Source organism: Spirillospora sp. NPDC048819 (assembly GCF_040650055.1).
Classification (GTDB): domain Bacteria; phylum Actinomycetota; class Actinomycetes; order Streptosporangiales; family Streptosporangiaceae; genus Spirillospora.
In genome coordinates, this window is the sequence record NZ_JBEZGN010000015.1 from 166,404 (window position 1) to 184,291 (window position 17,888).

Here is a 17,888-nt window from a genome sequence, read left to right on the forward strand (position 1 = left end):
GGCCGTGCGGCCCGCCTCCAGGGGGCACCCCTGCGAGGCGGGCCGCGCCAAGGCCGCCGCCTGGCTGCTCCGGAGGAGCGGCTCAGGTGGAGAACAGCATGTTGAACACGCTGCCGTGGTGAGGGCGGCGGTGCCCGCCGTGGTGGTGGTGAACCACCGCCGCCCCTCCGGCAGGCGCTCCCCATCCCGGCGCCCCGGCGGGCGGCGGCGCCGCCCGGTACTGGGCCTCCATCTGGGCCAGGGCCTCAAGCTCCCCGTAGTCGAGGAAGATTCCCCGGCAGCTGTCACATTGCTCGATGTGGACGCCGCTGCGGGTGTAGGTCCGCATTACGCCACGACATTTAGGGCAGTGCATCGCCTTGTCGTCCTTCCGGTCTGGATCCCCAGGTAGAGGCTAAATGTAGGGCAGGTTTCGCGCCACGTCATGCCGTGCCCCCTGCCGCGGATATTCTCGCGCAGGCGTCGACCATCGCCTGCTCTGGCCCGTCAAGTGGCCGATCTTCCCTTCTGGCTGATATGACGCACGTGGCGGCGATCTGGATCGCAAGACTTCGCGCGGGCACGTCCAAGGCCGTCCACGGGTCGCCGCCGGCGGGCACCGCCGGACCGCCCGCCGACTGGTACGCACCCAGAAAGCGGCCCCACTCATCGGGGTGCAGGACACCCGCCGAGTAGAGCGCGGCGGGACGGGCGAGGTCCCACGCGGGGTCGCCTCTGCCGAGATCCTCGATGTCGATGAGCCGCCACCGTCCGTCCTGCGCGCGAACCATCTGGCCGAGGTGCCAGTCGCCGTGGATGAGGCGTTCCCCTGTCCCGGACGGTTCCCGGCCCTCACCGCGTATCCAGGAGGGGAGCGTGGCGAAGGCCCGCCGCACCTCGTCCTCGGCGGAACCGCCGGCGAGACGGGAGACCAGCCGCGCCACACGGGTCGGACGTCCCCAGCGGGGCGCGTAGGCCGGGATCGTCGTGGAATGCAGCTCCGCCAGAAGCCGCGCGCCGTCCTCCCAGGGAAGGTCCTGCTGAGGATCCACCGGGTCACCGAACACGGAGACCGTGACCGTCCGCCCTTGCACGCTGAGCGGCTGCCCCAGGGGCCCGATCACGACGCCTGGCAGGGTGCCCGCCAGGCGTATCCGTTCGAGGAACGGGGCCCCGTGCTCACGGTCGGCCTGATGCGCCTTCACCACCACGTCGCCGACCCGCACGACCAGCACGCCGTGCCGGTCGTACAGCGTCTCCGGCTCCGCGGGCGCGGAGGACGGCGGTGCGACGCGGGCCGAGTCGCGTCCGATCTCAACGAGCCGGGCGAGGAGCTCCGGCTGGACGGTCTCGATGTGCACCCGCCCAGTAAACACCCGGCGCACGACGTCTACGCCGGTGAGTTGACGGCCTCGTCGCGGAGCCGCTGACGGATGACCTTGCCGATGATGTTGCGCGGCAGCTCGGTTCGGGGCCGGAACTCGTCCGGCACCTTGTAGTGCGACAGGAAGCGCTCGCAGTGCCGCCGCAGCTCGTCCGCCGAGAACGGGTAGGCGGGGTGTTCCACCACGTGGGCGATGATGCGCTCCCCGCGCCGGCTGTCCGGGACGCCGACGACGGCGCAGTCGTAGACGGCGGGATGGCGCCGCAGCACCTTCTCCACCTCGGTGGGGGAGACGGTGAACCCGCTGATCTTGATCATGTCCCGCAGGCGTTCCAGGATGGTGATGAAACCGTCCTCGTCCATCACCGCGATGTCACCCGTGCGGAGCCACCCCTTCGAGAGGGCCTGGGCGGTGGCGAGCGGCGCGTTCCAGTAGCCGACGAACACCTGGGGCCCGCGCACGACGAGTTCGCCGGGCTCGCCCGGGGGCAGGACCTTCGTCGGCTCGTCCTGGTCGACGATGACGACGTCGGTCATGGGCAGCGGCAGGCCGACGGTCAGGTTCCGGGCCCGGCCGTCCAGCGGGTTGCCGGTGACGGCGGGGGACGCCTCCGAGAGCCCGTAGCAGTTGATCAGCCCCCGGGCGCCGAGCCGTCCGAGGCGGTCGATGGTGCCCTGCCCCAGTCCCATCGCGCCGGAGATGTAGATGCGCAGCGATTTCAGGTCGGACGGCTGGAACCGGGGGCTGTCGAGCACCTTCTCGTACAGCGTCGGCACGCCGGGGAAGATGGTCGGCCGGTACTTGCGGATGGCGCTGAGCACCCGGTCGCCGTCGTAGCGCGGGAGCAGCACCACGGCCCCGGCCGTCATCGCCGGCGCCACGAGGCAGCTCATGAGCCCGAACGAGTGGAACAGCGGCAGGACGGCCAGCGTCACGTCCTCTCCCGGGCGCCCGTCGCGATCCCACGCGTGCTGCTGGCAGGCGTTGGCGATGAGGTTGCGGTGGGTCAGCATCGCGCCTTTGGGGCGTCCCTCCGTCCCGCCGGTGTACTGGATGGCGGCCAGATGCCGGGACGGCTCGATCGGCAGCTGGCCCACGCGCTGCCGCGGCACCCTCTGCAGTTCCTTGAACGGGACCACGGCCGGGTCGGCCGGCACGTCCGCGGTGATGGCGGCGCGCCGCCGCTGCATCTGCACCAGCGGCAGCCTCAGCGCGATCCGCCTGTGCAGCGGCAGGAAGTCCACGAGCGACGTCACCACGATGTGTTCGAGCCGCAGCTTGGAGTGGACGGCCTTCACCGTCGCGTAGGAACGATCCAGCACCACGGCGACCCGGGCGCCGCAGTCCGCGAGCTGATGGAGCATCTCCTCCTCGGTGTACAGCGGGTTGTGCTGCACCGCGATCGCCCCCCTGCGCAGCACGCCGTAGAACGCGATGACCTGCTGCGGGCAGTTCGGGAGGATCAGCGCCACCCGGTCGCCGGGCTGGACTCCGAGCCGGTGGAGGCCGTCGGCGAACCGGTCCACGGCCTCGCGCAGGTCCCGGTAGCAGATCTCGCGGCCGAAGAAGTACAGCGCGGGCCTGCGCGGGTACCGCTCCGCCGCGTCGTCGAGCAGCCGTGTGACGGGAATGTCCGGGATGTTGAGATCGCCGGGAACGCCGGGCTGATACGACCGCCGCCACGGAGAAGATCGTTGTGACGAGTGCCACATAGGAGACGATTCAATCATCTATCGGGCGTCCGCGTCGCGGGTTCAAGATCTTTACCCGCGGCCGTGTGCGGCCCGCGATCCGCGCCGCCGCGGAAGAGGAGCAGGACGCAGCACGTGGCGACGGCGGCGAACGCGGCCAGGGCCAGGCAGACCGTGTGGAGGGCGCCGGTGTAGGCGGAGCCCTCCAGGCGACCGCCGCTGAGCGCCGCCAGCATCGCGCCGACGACGGCGATCCCGATGGTCTCGGTCGCGAGGCGGGAGGTGGCGAACATGCCCGCCGCCGTCCCGGCCTGCTCGGGACGCACGACGCTGATCGCCAGCCCGTCCAGCAGGCCCGTGGACAGCCCGAAGCCGGCGCCGGTGAGCACGAGCGGGACTGCCAGCCCCGCCGGCGTGCTGTCCGGGCCGATGGTCATCAGCAGCAGGGCGCCGGCCCCGGTCACGGCCACCGAGCCGGCGACCAGCACCACCCTCGGCACCCGCTTGGCGAGCGCCGACCCGGCCGTGGGCAGCACGACCGTCGGCGCGGTGAGCATCAGCAGCCACAGGCCCGCCTCGCCCGCGTCCAGCCCCACCACGGAGATGAGGTACGACGGCAGGTACACCAGGAACGGCACCAGGACGAACACGATCGCGCCCGCCGCGACGGCGAGCGAGGAGAAGCGGCGGTCGGCCAGCAGCCCGAGCTCGAACATCGGGTCCTCCGCGCGGCGCTCGGCGACCCAGAACAGCGAGCCCAGCATGGCGGACGCGGCGAACGCGCCGACGACGGCAGGATGCCCGAACCCGAGCCGGCCGCCCTCCACGACCGCGGAGATGAGCAGCAGCAGCGACGAGGTGAAAAGGACCGCGCCCCGCCAGTCGACCCCGCGTCCGCGGGCGTCCCGCCCGGCGGGCAGCATCGGGGCGAGCAGCAGCACCAGGCCCGCGACGGCGGACGGGGCGGCGAACGCCGCGCGCCAGCCGAGCACGTCGACGAGCAGCCCGCCGATCGTCGGCCCGAAGGCGAGCCCCATGCCGAGCACCGTCCCGAGCGCGCCGAAGACTCGCACCCGCGCCCGCCCGTGGAACACCTGGGCGAGGATCGCCGAGCCGCCCGTGGCCGCCGCGGCCGCGCCGACGCCGCCGAGGAGGCGGACGGCGTTGAGCGTCACGATGTCCCCGGCGACCGCGCTCAACAGCCCGCTCGTGCAGAACAGCGCGACCCCGGCGGCGAAGGTCCGGCGCCGGCCGAGCACGTCGGCCAGCGAGCCCGCGAACACCAGGAAGCTCGCGAAGCACGCGTTGTACCCGTTGATCACCCATTGCGTGGAGGCGAGGCCGCCGCCGAGGTCCTCCCGGATCTCCGGCAGCGCCACCGACGCCCCCGTGATCGCCAGCGGGAACGTGAACGACGACAGCAGGACGACGGCTAGAACGATCGCGCGCCTGAACACGTTGGGCCACGCTATGCCACCCGCGCACGCCGCGCGCGGTGCCGGAGGCTAACGGGTCCAGCCCTCGGAGGCGGTGACCGTGCGGGAGCCGGGGGCGGGCGGTTCGACGGGGCGTCCCTCGTAGGCGGTCGACAGGACGATGTGCGAGTTCATCTCGCCGTGTTCGCCGAGCCGTTCGAGGAGCCCCTCCAGGTGCGGCATCGACGCGACCCGCACCTTGAGCATCGAGCACCAGTTGCCGCTGAGCTTGTGGACCTCGGTGACCTCGGGCAGGTCCTCGGCGGCGCTGGTCTTCAGCAGGCAGCGGCCGAGGGCGCAGCGCATCTGCACGAACGCCGTCAGCGGCTGCCCCACCCGCGCCGGGTCCACCCGCGCCTGGTAGCCGGTGATCACACCGGTCTCCTCCAGCCGCCGCACACGCTCGGCGACCGCCGGGGACGACAGGTTGACCCGGCGCGCCAGCCCGTTGAACGAGAGGCGCCCGTCCCGCTGAAGCTCGGCGATGATGCGCCAGTCGGTCTGGTCCAGCTCTCGATCCATCTGCAAAGCCTCCCTCGCGGAACGCCTTCCAAAATAGAGGCGAGCGGTGCTGAACACCAGGAAGTGTCCATTCCCCTGGATGATCGACATTCCTACCGTTAACACATGCTCCTTCATGCGAAACGCGTGCGCCCGATGGCGGCGCTGGGCTCGGGCACCGCCCTGATGAACGCGTCCATGGCGGTCGCGGGCGCGACCGGGACCCTGGTCGCCGCGGACCGGCTCGGCGCGGGCTGGGGAGGCGTCCCCAACGCCCTCGGCATCGCCGGGACGGGCCTGGGCGCGCTGACCCTGACCCGGCTGATGGGCCGGATGAGCCGCCGCGGCACGCTCCTGCTCGGCTACCTCTCGGCGGCCGCGGGCGCGTGCCTGGCCGCCGTCGCCGTCGCGCACGGCGACGTCGCCGGCCTGTGCCTCGGGATGGTGCTGCTGGGGCTCGGCAACGCCGGCGCCCAGCTGTCCCGCTACGCGGCGGCCGACCTGTACCCGGCGGGACGGCGCGGCACCGCCATCGGGCTCGTGGTGTGGTCCGCGGCCGTCGGCGCCGTCGGCGGCCCGCTGCTGCTCCACCCGTCCGGCACGGTCGCCGGCGACCTCGGCTTCCCCGTCCTCGCCGGCCCCTTCCTGCTGGCCGTGCTCACCTGCGCGGGCGCCGCCGCCGCGACGACCGCCGGGCCGCGCGGCAGGACGGGGACGCCCCGCTCGCCGGTGCCGCTGCGCAAGCTGGTCACGACCCCGGTCGCGCGTTCCGCGCTGACGGTGATGGTGACCGCGCAGGTCGTGATGGTCGCCGTGATGACCGCCGCGCCGCTGGACATGCACCTGCACGGCGACGGCCTCGCGGCCGTGGGGATGACGCTCTCGGCGCACACCCTCGGCATGTTCGCCCTGTCACCGGTGACCGGCCGCCTGGTCGACCGTTTCGGCCCGCGCCCGGTGATCCTCGGCGGCCTGCTCACGCTGGCCCTGTCCACCGCGCTCGCGGCGGTCGCGACCGGTGCCCTCGGACGTCCTCTGGCGCTCTTCCTTCTCGGCTACGGGTGGAACCTCTGCTTCGTCGGCGGCAGCGGCCTGCTCGCCCGGGACCTTCCGGAGTCCGAGCGCCCGCACGCCGAGGGCGCGGTCGACGCCGCCGTCTGGATGCTCGCCGCGGCGGCGAGCCTGCTGTCGACCGTCGTCCTGTCCGCCGGCGGCTACGCCGTCCTCGCCTGGGCGTCCTGCGCCCTGACGCTGCTGATCACGCTGATCCTGGCCCGCCGCGGCGAACGGACGCCTCCGGCGCCCGGACAGACCCCGCCCGGAGACGCCGTGCCCGGGACCCGAGACGCGGCGGCCGTGGACGTCAGGCCGCCGTGACGGGCGCGGTGACGTCAGATGCGGCCCGTGCCGCGGCAGACGTTGCACGTCTCGCCGGTGGCGGTGCTGGTGCCGGTCCCGTTGCAGCCCGGGCAGGAGCGTGTCGCCGGCTTGTTGTGCTTGCCCACGGTCCACCACCTCCCCGGGCCCTCATCTTAGAGGCTGCGCCGGCCGGACGCCGGGCCGCGGCGAGCCGTCCCCGAGCTTCACCGGCCGTTGCACCGGTGCCGCTCGCGCCCCGCGGCAACCGCCGCCCGGGCGGCGTTCGGGGAGTGCCCGGCACTTGTACGCTGTCCTCGCGAGCACGAAACTGACAGCGGTAGTGCCCCTCAGTAGGAGAACACGCGGGCGGATGCCGCCCATCGTGGCCGTCCCGATGAGGAGCGGGACCTCCGAACTGGGGAGATCGGTGAAGCGTCCGATGATCGCCGCGGCCCGGGCGCCCGGCTCATGACCGCGCCGATGCCGCTCACGACCCCGATCCGCCCGTACGACTGGGGGTCGCGCACCGCGCTGCCGGAACTGCTCGGCATCGAGCCGACCGGCCGCCCGCAGGCCGAACTGTGGGCGGGCGCGCACCCGGCGGCGCCCTCGTCGGTGGACGGGACGCCGCTCGACGTCCTCATCGGCGGCGACCCGGTCGGGATGCTGGGCCGTCCCTCGGTGGAGCGCTTCGGCCCCACGCTGCCCTACCTGCTCAAGATCCTCGCCGTCGAGCGACCGCTGTCCCTCCAGGTGCACCCGACGACGGCGCAGGCCGAAGCGGGATTCGCCGTCGAGGAGGAGCGCGGCGTCCCGCGCGACCATTTCACCCGCACCTACAAGGACCCTTTCCACAAGCCGGAGATGGTCTGCGCCCTCACCGACTTCCACGGGCTCTGCGGCTTCCGCGACCCCGCCGGAACCGCCGACCTCCTCGAAAGCCTCGCCGTTCCCGAACTGCGCCCCTGGATCGCGGTGCTGCGAACCGAGCCGCCGGACCGGGCTCTCCGCACCGTTCTCACACAAATGCTGGACGAGGACTCCCGGCGCATTCAGGCCGCGGTCGAACCGTCCCTCACGTCCGTCTACGCCGACATCGCCCGAGCGCACCCGGGCGACCCGGGAGTCCTCGCGGCCCTGCTCCTCAACCACGTCGAACTCAAGCCCGGCCAGGCGCTCTTTCTGGACGCCGGAGTTCCGCACTCCTATCTGGGCGGTCTCGCCATCGAGGTCATGGCCAATTCCGACAACGTCCTGCGCTGCGGGCTCACCGGAAAGCACATCGACGTCCCGGAACTGATGCGCGTGGTCGAGTTCGTCCCATCGAGCCCCGCCAGGGTCGAACCGTCGCCGGAATTCGGGTACCGTCCAGAGGCCGACGAATTCATCCTCGTCCGCCACGACCTGACCGGCGACCCCCATGACCTGACCGGCGGCCTGCCCCAGACGCTTCTGTGCCTGGAAGGCGAGGCCCATCTCACGACAGATCGCACCTTGACCCTCACCCGCGGCCGAGCCGCCTTCGTCCCCGCGAACGCCCCCGCCACCCGCCTCACCGGAAAGGGCGTCCTCTACCGCGTGCTGCCCGCGATCCGATGACCGTCCTGGCCCTCGACATCGGCGGCACCAAGTTCGCCATCGCCCGGGTCGGCGTTGATGGAACGTTCCAGGACCGCGCCGAGCACCCCGTCGGGCAGTCGCCGACGGCCACGCTGCGCGGGCTCGTCGCCGACTTCGCCGGACCCGGCCTCACCGGCGTCGGCATCGGCTCGGCGGGCCCGATCGACACGGCGTCCGGCGCGGTCAGCCCGGTCAACATCCCCCGCTGGCGCGACTTCCCCCTGGTCGCCGCCGTCCGGCGCTTCGTGCCCGGCGTCCCCGTCTCGCTCGCGGGCGACGCCCAGTGCATGGCCCTCGGCGAATGGTGGCGGGGCGGCCACACCTGCTCCTCGCTGCTCGGCATCGTCGTGTCGACCGGCGTCGGCGGCGGCCTCATCATCGACGGCCGCCCCTGGACGGGCCGGACCGGAAACGCCGGGCACATCGGGCACGTCATCGTCGACCGCGACGGGGAGCCCTGCGTCTGCGGCGCCCGCGGCTGCCTGGAGACCGTCGCCGGCGGCCCCAGCATGGTCCGCTGGGCGCTCGCCCGGGGCTGGACGTCCCCCGCGACCGGCCGCCCCGACGCCCGGGCCCTGGCGGCCGCCGCCCGCGACGGCGCGCCGATCCCGCTGTCCGCCTTCCGGCGGGCCGCCGACGCGCTCGCCACGGCGATCCTCGGCGCGGCCGCCGTCCTCGACGTCCACGACATCGTCATCGGCGGCGGTGTCGCGGCCGCCGGCGACCTGCTCCTGGACCCCCTGCGGGACGCGATCGCCGCACGCGCCGGCATGTCCCACCTGCGCCACCTGCGGGTTTCCGTCACCACCCTGGACCGCGACGCCGGGCTGTACGGCGCCGCCGCCCTCGCCCTGATCGGGTCCGGCGAACCTCTCCGGCAGACGCCGTGACCGGCCCCCGAATCTGAGACTCAACGCTTCCTTAACGCCGTCATAAGGACGGCGCCGCGAGGCCCATCCGGTGCGAGGTTCGTTGCGTGGCAACTGAGCCGTCACCCCCGAACCGGGGATGAGCTGGACGAAAAGGATTGCGAATGGGCAAGAACACCGGTTCGTTCGCCCCCGGCCTGCCGGGGGAGCGGATGCGCCCCGCGGTGGTCGCCCGGGCCTTCCAGACCCTGCCGTCCGTGCACCGCGAGATCCTCACCGAGACGGTCTTCAGAGACCGCTCGGTCAACGAGGCCGCCGCCTCGCTGGGGGTGCCGGTGGACGTGGTGAAAGCCCGCGTCTACCACGCGCTCCGAGCGTTGAACACGGCCCTGGACACCCCGCGACCGACCGTGTGACGCGCGGGCGGCGAGTTCCCCGGCGACGCCGGCCTCGATCCCGATGCGCGGCGGGAGGCCCGCCGGATAAACGGGTTGCCGGGGCGGTTCCCGCCCCGGCACCATGGGCGTCGTAGGGAACGAGACCGGAAGGAGAAGGACATGCGCAGTCATCGGATCCACAGCAGCAGCCTCTCCGGTCTCGGGAGCCGCCCCAGGACGTGACCAGCGCGTTCTGACGCCGACCGCCCGCAGACCGTGGGCGGTCTTTTGTTTTCCCGGAGGGTTGGCCGAGTGGTAAGGCAGCGGCCCGCTAAGCCGTGGTCAGGGTCATCCCTGCGCGAGTTCGAATCTCGCACCCTCCGCGTCCGGTGCGGTCATGCCGGAGACGTGGCCTTCGTGGTGTAGTGGTCTGCATGCCAGGTTGTGATCCTGGAGGTACCGGTTCGATCCCGGTCGGGGGCCCTTGTGAAGTAAGGGCGGTGATGGGCGCCAGATATTGCCCAGGGGCTGGTTCCGGCTGACGTTGCATTTGATCAACGATGGAAAAGCCTTCTGTATGCACAGCTCCTCCGCGAAGGCGATGTGGTCCGGCCTCCTGGCGCTCGGCGTGCTGGCCGCGCTCGTGCTCGCCGCACTCGGCGTCCCCGTCCGGGCGGAGCCGGGACCCGCCCCCTATCTCGACCCGCAGCTGTCCGTCGAGGACAGGGTCGACGACCTGCTCGACCGGATGAGCCTGGACGAGAAGCTCGGCCAGATGACGCAGCCCGAACGCAGGTACATCACCACGGAGGAGATCACCCGCTACCGGATCGGCTCCGTGCTGTCGAGCGGCGGTTCGGCGCCCGCCCCGAACACGCCGGAGCGGTGGGCGGACATGTACGACGAGTTCCAGCGGGCCGCGCTCGCCCAGCCGCTGCGCGTCCCGCTGATGTACGGGGTGGACGCCGTCCACGGCCACAACACCGTCGTCGGCGCGACGATCTTCCCGCACAACATCGGGCTCGGCGCGTCCCGCGACCCGGCCCTGGTCCGCGAGATCGGCGCCGCGACCGCGCGGGAGATGGCGGGGACGGGCGTCGACTGGAACTTCGCGCCCTGCGTGTGCGTGGCCCGCAACGACCGGTGGGGCCGGACGTACGAGTCGTTCGGCGAGGTGCCCGAGCTGCCCTCGATGATGACGACGCTCATCGAGGGGCTGCAGGGCGACGAGCTGGGCGGCCCCGCGTCCGTCCTGGCGACGGCGAAGCACTACGTCGGGGACGGCGGCACGGCCGGCGGCGACGACCGGGGCGACACGAGGATCCCGGAGAGGGAACTGCGCGCGGTCCACCTGCCGCCGTTCCGCGCGGCCGTGGAACGCGGCGTCGGCTCGGTGATGGTCTCCTACAGCTCGTGGAACGGGCTGAAGATGCACCAGAACCGGTACCTGATCACGGACGTGCTGAAGCGTGAGCTGGGTTTCACCGGGTTCGTCGTGTCGGACTACAACGGCATCGACGAGATCGACGGGGAGCCCGGCTTCACCCGGGACGAGGTCGCCGCCGCGGTCAACGCCGGGATCGACATGGTGATGGTGCCGACGAAGTGGCGCAGGTTCATCGAGTACCTGCGGGAAGGCGTGAAGGACGGCGACGTCCCCATGTCCCGCATCGACGACGCGAACCGCCGGATCCTGGCCAAGAAGTTCGAGCTGGGCCTGTTCGAGCACCCGATGGCGGACCGGGAGTATCTGCGCACGGTCGGCGGAGCCGCGCACCGCGAGCTGGCCAGGCGCGCGGTCGCCGAGTCGCAGGTGCTGCTGAAGAACGACGGCGTGCTTCCCCTGGACGACCACGACAAGATCTTCGTGGCGGGCGGCGGCGCGGACGACATCGGCGTGCAGTCCGGCGGCTGGACGATCACCTGGCAGGGCGAGCAGGGCCCGATCACGCCGGGCACGACGATCCTGGAGGGCATCCGCGCGGCGGCGGACCCGCCCGCCTCCTACAGCAGGGACGGCACCGGCGTCGACGGGTCCTATGACGCCGCCATCGCCGTCGTGGGGGAGAAGCCCTACGCCGAATACCACGGCGACAGGACGGGTGACCTGGGCCTCGACGCCGACGACCTCAAGGCCATCGAGCGGCTGCGCGCGGCGGACGTCCCGGTGATCGTGGTGCTGGTGTCGGGGCGCCCGATGGACATCGCCGCGGAGCTTCCCGAGTGGGACGCGCTGGTCGCGTCGTGGCTGCCGGGCACGGAGGGCGCCGGCGTGGCCGACGTCCTGTTCGGCCGCACCGCCCCCACCGGCCGGCTCCCGGTCACGTGGATGCGCGACAGCGACCAGCAGCCCATCAACCGGGGCGACGGCAAGGAGCCGCTCTTCCCGTTCGGCTACGGCCTCACCTACGACTGAGCGGTCAGGGCGCCCAGCGCCTTCTGGAGGTCTCCGGCCGCCCGGTCGACGGACTTCTCACCGGTGACCGCGGCGGTCACGTGTTCCTGGACGGCTGCGCTGACCTCGTTGTAGCGGACGACGACCGGACGGGGCCTGGCCTTGTCCATGCCCTTCTTGAGCACCGGCAGGTACGGATACCGCTCGATCATTCCGGGGTCGTCGTAGAGGGCGGCGAGGGAGAGCGGGAACGACTGCGCGCGGCCGTACTCGTGCTGGATCTCCGGGCTGACGATGTGGGCGATGAAGTCGCGGGCGGTGGCCTGGTGCCGGGAGAACGCCGAGACGGCCAGGTTGTTGCCGCCGAGGGTGCCGGAGCCGAGGCCGTCCTTGCCGGGGATCGGGGCGACGCCGAACTTCCCGGCGACCTCGGAGCCGTCCTCGGCGGACGCGAGCGCGTACACGTAGGCCCAGTTGCGGTGGAAGACGAGGCCGCCCTCCTGGAAGGCGCGGCGGCCTTCCTCCTCCTTGAACGTGATGGCCTCCTCCGGGATCGTGCCGTCCTCGAAGGCGTCCACGAGGAACCGGAGCCCGGCCTTGGCCTGCGGCGTCGTGACCCGCGGCCTGCCGGACGCGTCGAAGACCTCGCCGCCCGCGGACTGCACGGCCTCGGAGTAGTTGACGGTGAGGCCCTCGTACTTGCCGTACTGGCCTGCGTAGCACCCGACGCCCTCGCCCTCCGGGAGCCGCCTGACCTTGGCGCACGCGTCGCGCATCTCGTCCCACGTCTTCGGCGGGCCCTCGACACCGGCCTTGGAGAGGAGGTCCTCGCGGTAGTAGAGGACGCCGGTGCCGGTCAGCCACGGCGCCGCGTACAGCCTGCCCCGGTACTTGCCGGTCTCCAGGGCCGCCGGGACGAACGAGGAGGTGTCGACGAGGCCGTCCGGCAGCGGCAGGATCCAGCGGCGCGCGGCGAACTCCGCCGTCCACACCGCGTCGAGCCGGACCACGTCGTAGGCGTCCGACTCGATCTGCATGTTCTGGACGAGCTGCTGCCGCGCCCGGTCGCCGTCCTCGGGCAGTTCGACGAGCCGGACCTTCTCCTCCGGGTGCTCGCCGTTCCACTCGGCGACGAGCTTCGGGACGGTCTGGGTGAGGTCCTTGCCGGTGGCGACGGTGATGGGGCCGCGGCCGTCGTTGCTCTCGGGCGTCCCCGGATCGGAGGAGCCGCCGCACGCGCTCAGCGCAAGGACCAGGGACGCGGCCGCTGCGGCGCCCGTCCAGAGGGGTCTGATCGTCATGGCGGCACCGGGCCTTTCACGGGTGGATCCGGGGCGAGGGCGATGACCGTGCCGTCCAGCCGGGCGCGTTCGGCGGCCCAGACGGCGCGGTGCGAGGCGAGGCTCTCCCGGACGCCCGAGCTGAGGCGCCCGGCGTCGCCGGTGGCCAGCGCCGCGGCGAAGGCGTCGGCGAGCGCGTCGTCGGCGTGGTCGTGGCGGCCGTCCAACGCGGCGTCGGACGAGTCGCCGGGCTCGATGGTCTCCAGTTCCCCGGTGACGAAGTCGCGGACCGAGATGCGCACGCCGTCGCCCTCCAGGGAGCCGGACGTACCGAAGATACGGGTCTGGCGCTGCGCGGCGGGGGAGAACGCGGTCATGGTGAAGACGCCGGTCGCGCCGGACGGGAACTCCATGCTGACGACCTGGTGGTCGACCACGTCGTTGTCGCAGGCGTAGACGCAGCGTCCGTACGGGCCTTCGCGCAGCGCCCGCAGCACGCCCGCCTCGGTGCGGTCGTCGGTGACCGCGCCGAGCGGCCACGCCTCCCGCCGGGGGTCGCCGAGGCAGGACAGGTACAGCCGGGTCGCGGAGTACGGGCAGCGCGCCTCCACCGCGCAGCCGGCGCACCGGTCGGCGGCGCCGGCCGGGCGGTTCTCCGGCCGGAAGTGCGACAGCCGCCCGAACGAGGAGAGCCGGGCGGGGACCTCGCCCAGCACGTGAATGAGCCAGTCGATGTCGTGGCACGACTTGGTCATCAGCATCGGCCCGGACTCGTCCTCGCGGCGCCAGTTGCCGCGCACGTAGGAGTGGGCGTGATGCCACCAGCCGACCGGCTCCAGATGCTGGACGCTGATGGGCGTGCCGATCCGCCCGTCCGCGATCAGGTCCCGGAGGGCGCGCGTGTACCCGGTGTAGCGGAGGACGTGGCAGACGGCGAGCATGACGCCGGCGGCCTCGACGGCGTCCACGATCCGCAGCGCGTCGGCCTCGGACGTCGCCATCGGCTTTTCCAGCAGGATGTGGCAGCCCAGCCCGGCGAACCGGATCGCGGGCTCGGCGTGCTCGGCGTCCTGCGTCGCGATGATGACGCCGTCGGCGACGCGTCCGGCGGCGGCCATCTCGCGCCAGCCGGGGAACGCCCGCCCGGGCGGGACGCCGTGCTCGGCGGCGAAGCGGGCGCGGCGGGCGGGGTCGGGCTCGGCGACCGCGACGATCCGGCCGGCCCCGGTGCGGGCGATCCGCCCGGCGTAACCGGACCCGCGCAGTCCGGCTCCGGCCACGGCGATTGCGGGCCCCGGCTGCTCCATCGGGTAGGGCCTCCTGACCTCGCTATCCTTGGCCCGGGACGAAACCGGGCCATTATGCAAGTTACTTTCATAAGTAGCTTCGGCATTCAATGTCATCCGTCCGCCGACCGCTGTCAAGAGGTGCCGTGACACACCACTCCCTGCACGGGGGCGACCCGTCGGTGCTCCGCCGGCTCAACTCCGCCGCGACCCTGCGGGCGCTGCGCGACGGCGGCGAGGGCACGCTGTCCGGGCTCGCCGGGCGGGTAGGGCTGTCCCGGCCCACCACCGAGGGCGTGCTGGCCGAGCTGATCGACCGGGGCCTGGTCGCCGAGGACGCGCCGCGTCCCGGCGCGGGGCTGGGCCGCCCCGCCCGCCGCTACCGGTTCCGTGCGGAGGCCGGACACGCGCTCGGCATCGACATCGACGCGCACCGGGTGCGGCTCGTCGTCGCCGACCTCACCGGCGGGGTCGCCGGCGGCCACCGCGCCGACCTCGACGTGCAGGCGCCGCCCGGCGAGCGCATCGCGGGGGTGCGCGCCGCGGTCAAGGCGTGCCTCGCCGCCGCGGGCGTCGAACGGCGGTCGCTGTGGGCGGTGGCCGCCGGGACACCGGGAGTCGTCGCGCCGGACGGAACGGTCACGTCCTGCACGGTCGTCCCCGGCTGGGAGGGCGTTCACCTGGCCCGCGAACTCGGCCGCTCGTTCTCCTGCCCCGTCCTCGTGGAGAACGACGCCAACCTCGCCGCGATGGCGGAGCGCTGGCGCGGCGCCGCCCGCGACGTCGACGACGTGGTGTGCGTCCACGCGGGCCTGCACACCGGCACGGGCGCGCTCATCGGCGGACGGCTGCACCGGGGACGCTGGGGCGCCGCCGGCGAGATCGGCATGCTGCCCGAGATGGGGCTGCGCGACACCACCGCCGCCCTCATCACCGGCACGGACGCCGGCCCCGAGGCCGCGAGCGCCGCACTGGCGGAACTGACCTCGGCGGCCAGGAACATGCCGTGCGGAGACGTGCCGGCGGGCGGTGGCTCGGCGGGGTCGGCGCGGCCCGCGCTCGACCACGCCGGGCGTGTTCTGGAGGCCGCGGGCTGGGGCGCGGCCGAGGCGAGGGCGGTCGTGGAGCGGCTCGCCGCCCGGATGGCGCGCGGCGTCGCGGCGATGGCCCTCGCCCTCGACCCCGAGATGATCGTGGTCGGCGGACCGCTGGTCAGGGCCGGCGACCTGCTGGTCTCCGAGCTGCGGCGGCGGGTGGAGCCGCTGTGCCTGAGCCCCGTCCGCATCGTGGCGTCCGAGCTGGGGGACGAGTCGGTCGGCCTCGGCGCGGTCCGGCTGGCCCTGGACCGGATCGACGAGGACCTCTTCCGCGTCGACCGCCCGTCCGATCCGTCCGCCAAGGGCTAGGGAGTCAGCGGGGTGTTGAACGACCAGCCCTCGGCCAGCATCGCGTCGGTTGCCGTCACGGCGGTGGCCAGGCGGTGTTCGTGTGGGCCGGTCACGGTGATGTGCGGCAGGCCCCGTTTCCGTAGTTCTTCTTCGAAGCGGCCCGACATCCACGATCTGATCGACTCCCCGTCGCGCCAGCCGTCCTGCTCGAACGGGACGCCCTCCGGGTCGGTGAGAATCCACAGATGGTGCGGGTTCCGCTCATGCACGGCCTCGACTTCCGGCGCCGGCGCTCCGAGATAGCGCTCGTGCCAGACCGCGGTGGCGAACGCGTCGGTGTCGCACACCAGCAGCGGTGAACCCGACCGCGCGGCGGCGTCCTCCAGAGCGGCGTGATGCTCGGCGATCCGCGTGAAGTCGGCGGACTCCCACACCAGGTCGTCCAGCCACAGCGACGGATCGCCGGAGGCGCGGCGGGCGGCGGCCAGCTTCTCCTCGGTGAACGTGCGCCCGTACTCCGGCACCCACCGGGTCGTCGCCCACACGCCGCCTCGCCCGGCATAGTGCGCGGCGAGGGCGCGGGCCAGCGTCGTCGTCCCGGTCGACTCGGCGCCGACCACCACGACCCGCCGCGCCAGGTACGCCCGGACGGGCGGCGCCAGGAACTCCCAGTTCCCGACGGGATCGTCCCGGACGGCGGTACCGCTGACGGGGAAACGGTCCCGCGGCGGGTCGACAGCGACGTGGACGGCGGAGAACCGTTTCGCCAGCTCGGGCCCGTACGCCTCGGAGCTGAACACCGCGTCCACCGGCGGGACGGGCACGCCGAGGCCCGACCGCATCGCCAGCCCGGCCCGGAACGCGGCGACGTGCGCCGACCAGATCTCGTCCGACTCGTAGTCGATCTCCACGTCGTCCACCGCCGGGATGATCTCGACGTGCGGCTGCTCGTGCGTCTCGCGGAGCCACGCGGTGCGCAGCGGAAGCGGGATGCTCTCGACGCTGGACGCGGCGACCACGACGCTCACCCGGGCGCACGCCGCGGCGGCGGCGTCGATCAGATGGCGGTGGCCGGTGTGCGGAGGGTAGAACTTGCCGATCACCAGCCCGTGCGCGTACGTCATGCGGGGACCGGAGCGGGACGGCCGGCCGTCTGCGAGCGCAGGTCGCGGCGCCACGCCAGCAGGCCGAACACGCACAAGGTCAGGAAGACGACGTACAGGACGCTCGTCAGCTTCAGGTCCTTGTGGAAGTACAGCGGGATGTAGACGAGGTCGGCGGTGATCCACAGCCACCACGACTCCAGCAGCTTGCGCGACTGCCCGTAGACGGCCATGAGGGAGATCGCCGTGGTGAGGGCGTCCCAGAACGCCACGGTCGAGTCCGTCCAGGCCGACAGCGCCCAGGTCAGCAGCGCGGTGGTCGCCGCGCCCGCCACGAAGAGGGCCGCCCATTCGGTGCGGCGTGTGCGCCTGACCGGCAGGTTGTCGCGGCCGTCCCCGCCGTACAGCCACACCCACCACCCGTACGTCTGGAGCGCGATGTAGAAGACCTGCAGCCCGGAGTCGGCGTAGAGGCCGCCGTCCAGGAACACGAGGCCGAGCAGGATCACGTTCGCGATGCCGATCGGCCAGTTGAGGATGTTCTGCCGGACGACGAGCCACACGTTGACGGCGCCGGTCGCGAAGCCGAGCAGCTCCGCCCACGTGGTCGGCACCGTGCCGAGATGGAAGGCGGGGTCGAGCAGCGGGCCCAGCGGAACGTTCACCGACATGCCCGCAATGATCACATATCGTCAAAGAGACGACAAGGGGTTATGCGGGACTCAGCAGGACGAGCGGCGTCGTGGTCGGCCGCACCGACCCGCCGGCGGGCTCGACGGTGACGCCCAGCCTGTCGGACGGGCGCCACGTCCCGGCGACGACCGGGCGGCTCCGGTCGTCCGGCAGCAGGCCCGCCGAACGGGGACCGCCCGCGTCGATCAGCCAGAGCTGGTACGCCTTCGAGGACGGCAGCGTCCGCAGCCCCGACGACGCCACGACCACCCGGCCGCGCGACGCGGACGCGACGATCGTCACCGTCCCGCCGCCCGGGGCGCGGCCCGTCGCCGAACGCGCGTCCGGTGCGGACAGGACGGACGCCACCTCCCGGTAGGCGGCCTCGGTCCGCTCCACGCGCTGCCGCTCGCTGATCGCGACGCCGACGGACGCGGCCGTCACCAGGCACGCGGCGGCGGCCAGCCCGGCGGCGGCCGCGCGGCGCCACCGCCGCGGACGCACCGGC

Annotated in this window: 16 protein-coding genes and 2 tRNA genes; 8 read left to right on the plus strand and 10 right to left on the minus strand. The window is 72.9% G+C overall.

Annotated elements, in window-relative coordinates; translation table 11 throughout:
• Window positions 1–82 precede the first annotated feature (82 nt).
• The 5 genes from AB0C35_RS21510 to AB0C35_RS21530 form a co-directional block, all read right to left on the minus strand.
• On the minus strand, window positions 83–355 hold the full coding sequence (locus tag AB0C35_RS21510) for a zf-TFIIB domain-containing protein (RefSeq protein WP_358458427.1): 273 nt from the start codon (window positions 353–355) through the stop codon (window positions 83–85).
• Window positions 356–422: 67 nt separating this feature from the next.
• Window positions 423–1,340, minus strand: a complete 918-nt coding sequence (locus tag AB0C35_RS21515) for a phosphotransferase (RefSeq protein WP_358458429.1) — start codon at window positions 1,338–1,340, stop codon at window positions 423–425.
• A gap of 29 nt (window positions 1,341–1,369) precedes the next feature.
• Window positions 1,370–3,076, minus strand: coding sequence for an AMP-binding protein (locus tag AB0C35_RS21520; protein ID WP_358458431.1), 1,707 nt, complete (start codon window positions 3,074–3,076; stop codon window positions 1,370–1,372).
• A 14-nt stretch (window positions 3,077–3,090) separates the two neighbouring features.
• Entirely contained in the window at window positions 3,091–4,512 is a 1,422-nt protein-coding gene (locus AB0C35_RS21525) for an MFS transporter (RefSeq protein WP_358458433.1), read from the minus strand.
• 48 nt (window positions 4,513–4,560) lie between these two features.
• Window positions 4,561–5,052: an Lrp/AsnC family transcriptional regulator gene (locus tag AB0C35_RS21530; protein ID WP_358458435.1), complete on the minus strand. Its 492-nt coding sequence runs from the start codon at window positions 5,050–5,052 to the stop codon at window positions 4,561–4,563.
• Between the two features lie 105 nt (window positions 5,053–5,157).
• On the opposite strand from AB0C35_RS21530, the gene AB0C35_RS21535 reads away from it, so the two are divergent.
• The 7 genes from AB0C35_RS21535 to AB0C35_RS21565 all read left to right on the plus strand — a co-directional run bounded on the left by AB0C35_RS21535 (window position 5,158) and on the right by AB0C35_RS21565 (window position 11,672).
• Entirely contained in the window at window positions 5,158–6,408 is a 1,251-nt protein-coding gene (locus tag AB0C35_RS21535; RefSeq protein WP_358458437.1) for an MFS transporter, read from the plus strand.
• Window positions 6,409–6,870: 462 nt separating this feature from the next.
• Window positions 6,871–7,989, plus strand: a complete 1,119-nt coding sequence (gene manA, locus AB0C35_RS21540) for a mannose-6-phosphate isomerase, class I (protein WP_358458438.1) — start codon at window positions 6,871–6,873, stop codon at window positions 7,987–7,989.
• On the plus strand, window positions 7,986–8,900 hold the full coding sequence (locus AB0C35_RS21545) for an ROK family protein (protein WP_358458440.1): 915 nt from the start codon (window positions 7,986–7,988) through the stop codon (window positions 8,898–8,900). The genes manA and AB0C35_RS21545 overlap by 4 nt, the downstream gene beginning before the upstream one ends.
• A 143-nt stretch (window positions 8,901–9,043) precedes the next feature.
• Window positions 9,044–9,295 (plus strand): sigma factor-like helix-turn-helix DNA-binding protein, encoded by a 252-nt coding sequence (locus tag AB0C35_RS21550; RefSeq protein WP_358458442.1) that lies wholly within the window; start codon window positions 9,044–9,046, stop codon window positions 9,293–9,295.
• Window positions 9,296–9,554: 259 nt separating this feature from the next.
• Window positions 9,555–9,639, plus strand: a tRNA-Ser gene (locus AB0C35_RS21555).
• Window positions 9,640–9,667: 28 nt separating this feature from the next.
• Window positions 9,668–9,739, plus strand: a tRNA-His gene (locus AB0C35_RS21560).
• A gap of 94 nt (window positions 9,740–9,833) precedes the next feature.
• Window positions 9,834–11,672 carry a glycoside hydrolase family 3 N-terminal domain-containing protein gene (locus AB0C35_RS21565; protein WP_358458444.1) on the plus strand — a complete coding sequence of 613 codons (1,839 nt, stop codon included), beginning with the start codon at window positions 9,834–9,836 and terminating at the stop codon, window positions 11,670–11,672.
• On the opposite strand, the gene AB0C35_RS21570 is transcribed toward AB0C35_RS21565, so the two are convergent.
• On the minus strand, window positions 11,663–12,952 hold the full coding sequence (locus tag AB0C35_RS21570; RefSeq protein ID WP_358458446.1) for an ABC transporter substrate-binding protein: 1,290 nt from the start codon (window positions 12,950–12,952) through the stop codon (window positions 11,663–11,665). The genes AB0C35_RS21565 and AB0C35_RS21570 overlap by 10 nt on opposite strands.
• The gene (locus tag AB0C35_RS21575) at window positions 12,949–14,238 is read right to left on the minus strand and encodes a Gfo/Idh/MocA family oxidoreductase (RefSeq protein WP_358458448.1); all 1,290 of its coding nucleotides are present in this window, start codon (window positions 14,236–14,238) and stop codon (window positions 12,949–12,951) included. Before AB0C35_RS21575 ends, AB0C35_RS21570 begins: the two co-directional genes overlap by 4 nt.
• 125 nt (window positions 14,239–14,363) lie before the next feature.
• Between AB0C35_RS21575 and AB0C35_RS21580 the strand changes: the two genes are divergently transcribed.
• On the plus strand, window positions 14,364–15,623 hold the full coding sequence (locus AB0C35_RS21580; protein ID WP_358458449.1) for an ROK family protein: 1,260 nt from the start codon (window positions 14,364–14,366) through the stop codon (window positions 15,621–15,623).
• On the opposite strand, the gene AB0C35_RS21585 is transcribed toward AB0C35_RS21580, so the two are convergent.
• From AB0C35_RS21585 to AB0C35_RS21595, 3 genes are all read right to left on the minus strand, one after another.
• Window positions 15,620–16,729 (minus strand): AAA family ATPase, encoded by a 1,110-nt coding sequence (locus AB0C35_RS21585; RefSeq protein WP_358458451.1) that lies wholly within the window; start codon window positions 16,727–16,729, stop codon window positions 15,620–15,622. The genes AB0C35_RS21580 and AB0C35_RS21585 overlap by 4 nt on opposite strands.
• Window positions 16,726–17,379, minus strand: coding sequence for a nicotinamide riboside transporter PnuC (gene pnuC, locus AB0C35_RS21590; protein WP_358458453.1), 654 nt, complete (start codon window positions 17,377–17,379; stop codon window positions 16,726–16,728). The genes AB0C35_RS21585 and pnuC overlap by 4 nt, the downstream gene beginning before the upstream one ends.
• 40 nt (window positions 17,380–17,419) lie before the next feature.
• Window positions 17,420–17,888 (minus strand): anti-sigma factor (locus tag AB0C35_RS21595; protein WP_358458455.1); only part of this gene is annotated, 469 nt, incomplete at its 5' end.

Excerpts from the sequence above, each read along its gene's own strand:
- pnuC (WP_358458453.1), bottom strand. The coding sequence starts at position 17,379 with ATGTCGGTGAACGTTCCGCTGGGCCCGCTGCTCGACCCCGCCTTCCAT.
- AB0C35_RS21535 (WP_358458437.1), top strand. The coding sequence starts at position 5,158 with ATGCTCCTTCATGCGAAACGCGTGCGCCCGATGGCGGCGCTGGGCTCG.
- AB0C35_RS21565 (WP_358458444.1), top strand. The coding sequence starts at position 9,834 with ATGCACAGCTCCTCCGCGAAGGCGATGTGGTCCGGCCTCCTGGCGCTC.
- manA (WP_358458438.1), top strand. The coding sequence starts at position 6,871 with ATGCCGCTCACGACCCCGATCCGCCCGTACGACTGGGGGTCGCGCACC.
- AB0C35_RS21550 (WP_358458442.1), top strand. The coding sequence starts at position 9,044 with ATGGGCAAGAACACCGGTTCGTTCGCCCCCGGCCTGCCGGGGGAGCGG.
- AB0C35_RS21570 (WP_358458446.1), bottom strand. The coding sequence starts at position 12,952 with ATGACGATCAGACCCCTCTGGACGGGCGCCGCAGCGGCCGCGTCCCTG.
- AB0C35_RS21545 (WP_358458440.1), top strand. The coding sequence starts at position 7,986 with ATGACCGTCCTGGCCCTCGACATCGGCGGCACCAAGTTCGCCATCGCC.
- AB0C35_RS21575 (WP_358458448.1), bottom strand. The coding sequence starts at position 14,238 with ATGGAGCAGCCGGGGCCCGCAATCGCCGTGGCCGGAGCCGGACTGCGC.
- AB0C35_RS21585 (WP_358458451.1), bottom strand. The coding sequence starts at position 16,729 with ATGACGTACGCGCACGGGCTGGTGATCGGCAAGTTCTACCCTCCGCAC.
- AB0C35_RS21530 (WP_358458435.1), bottom strand. The coding sequence starts at position 5,052 with ATGGATCGAGAGCTGGACCAGACCGACTGGCGCATCATCGCCGAGCTT.
- AB0C35_RS21510 (WP_358458427.1), bottom strand. The coding sequence starts at position 355 with ATGCACTGCCCTAAATGTCGTGGCGTAATGCGGACCTACACCCGCAGC.
- AB0C35_RS21520 (WP_358458431.1), bottom strand. The coding sequence starts at position 3,076 with ATGTGGCACTCGTCACAACGATCTTCTCCGTGGCGGCGGTCGTATCAG.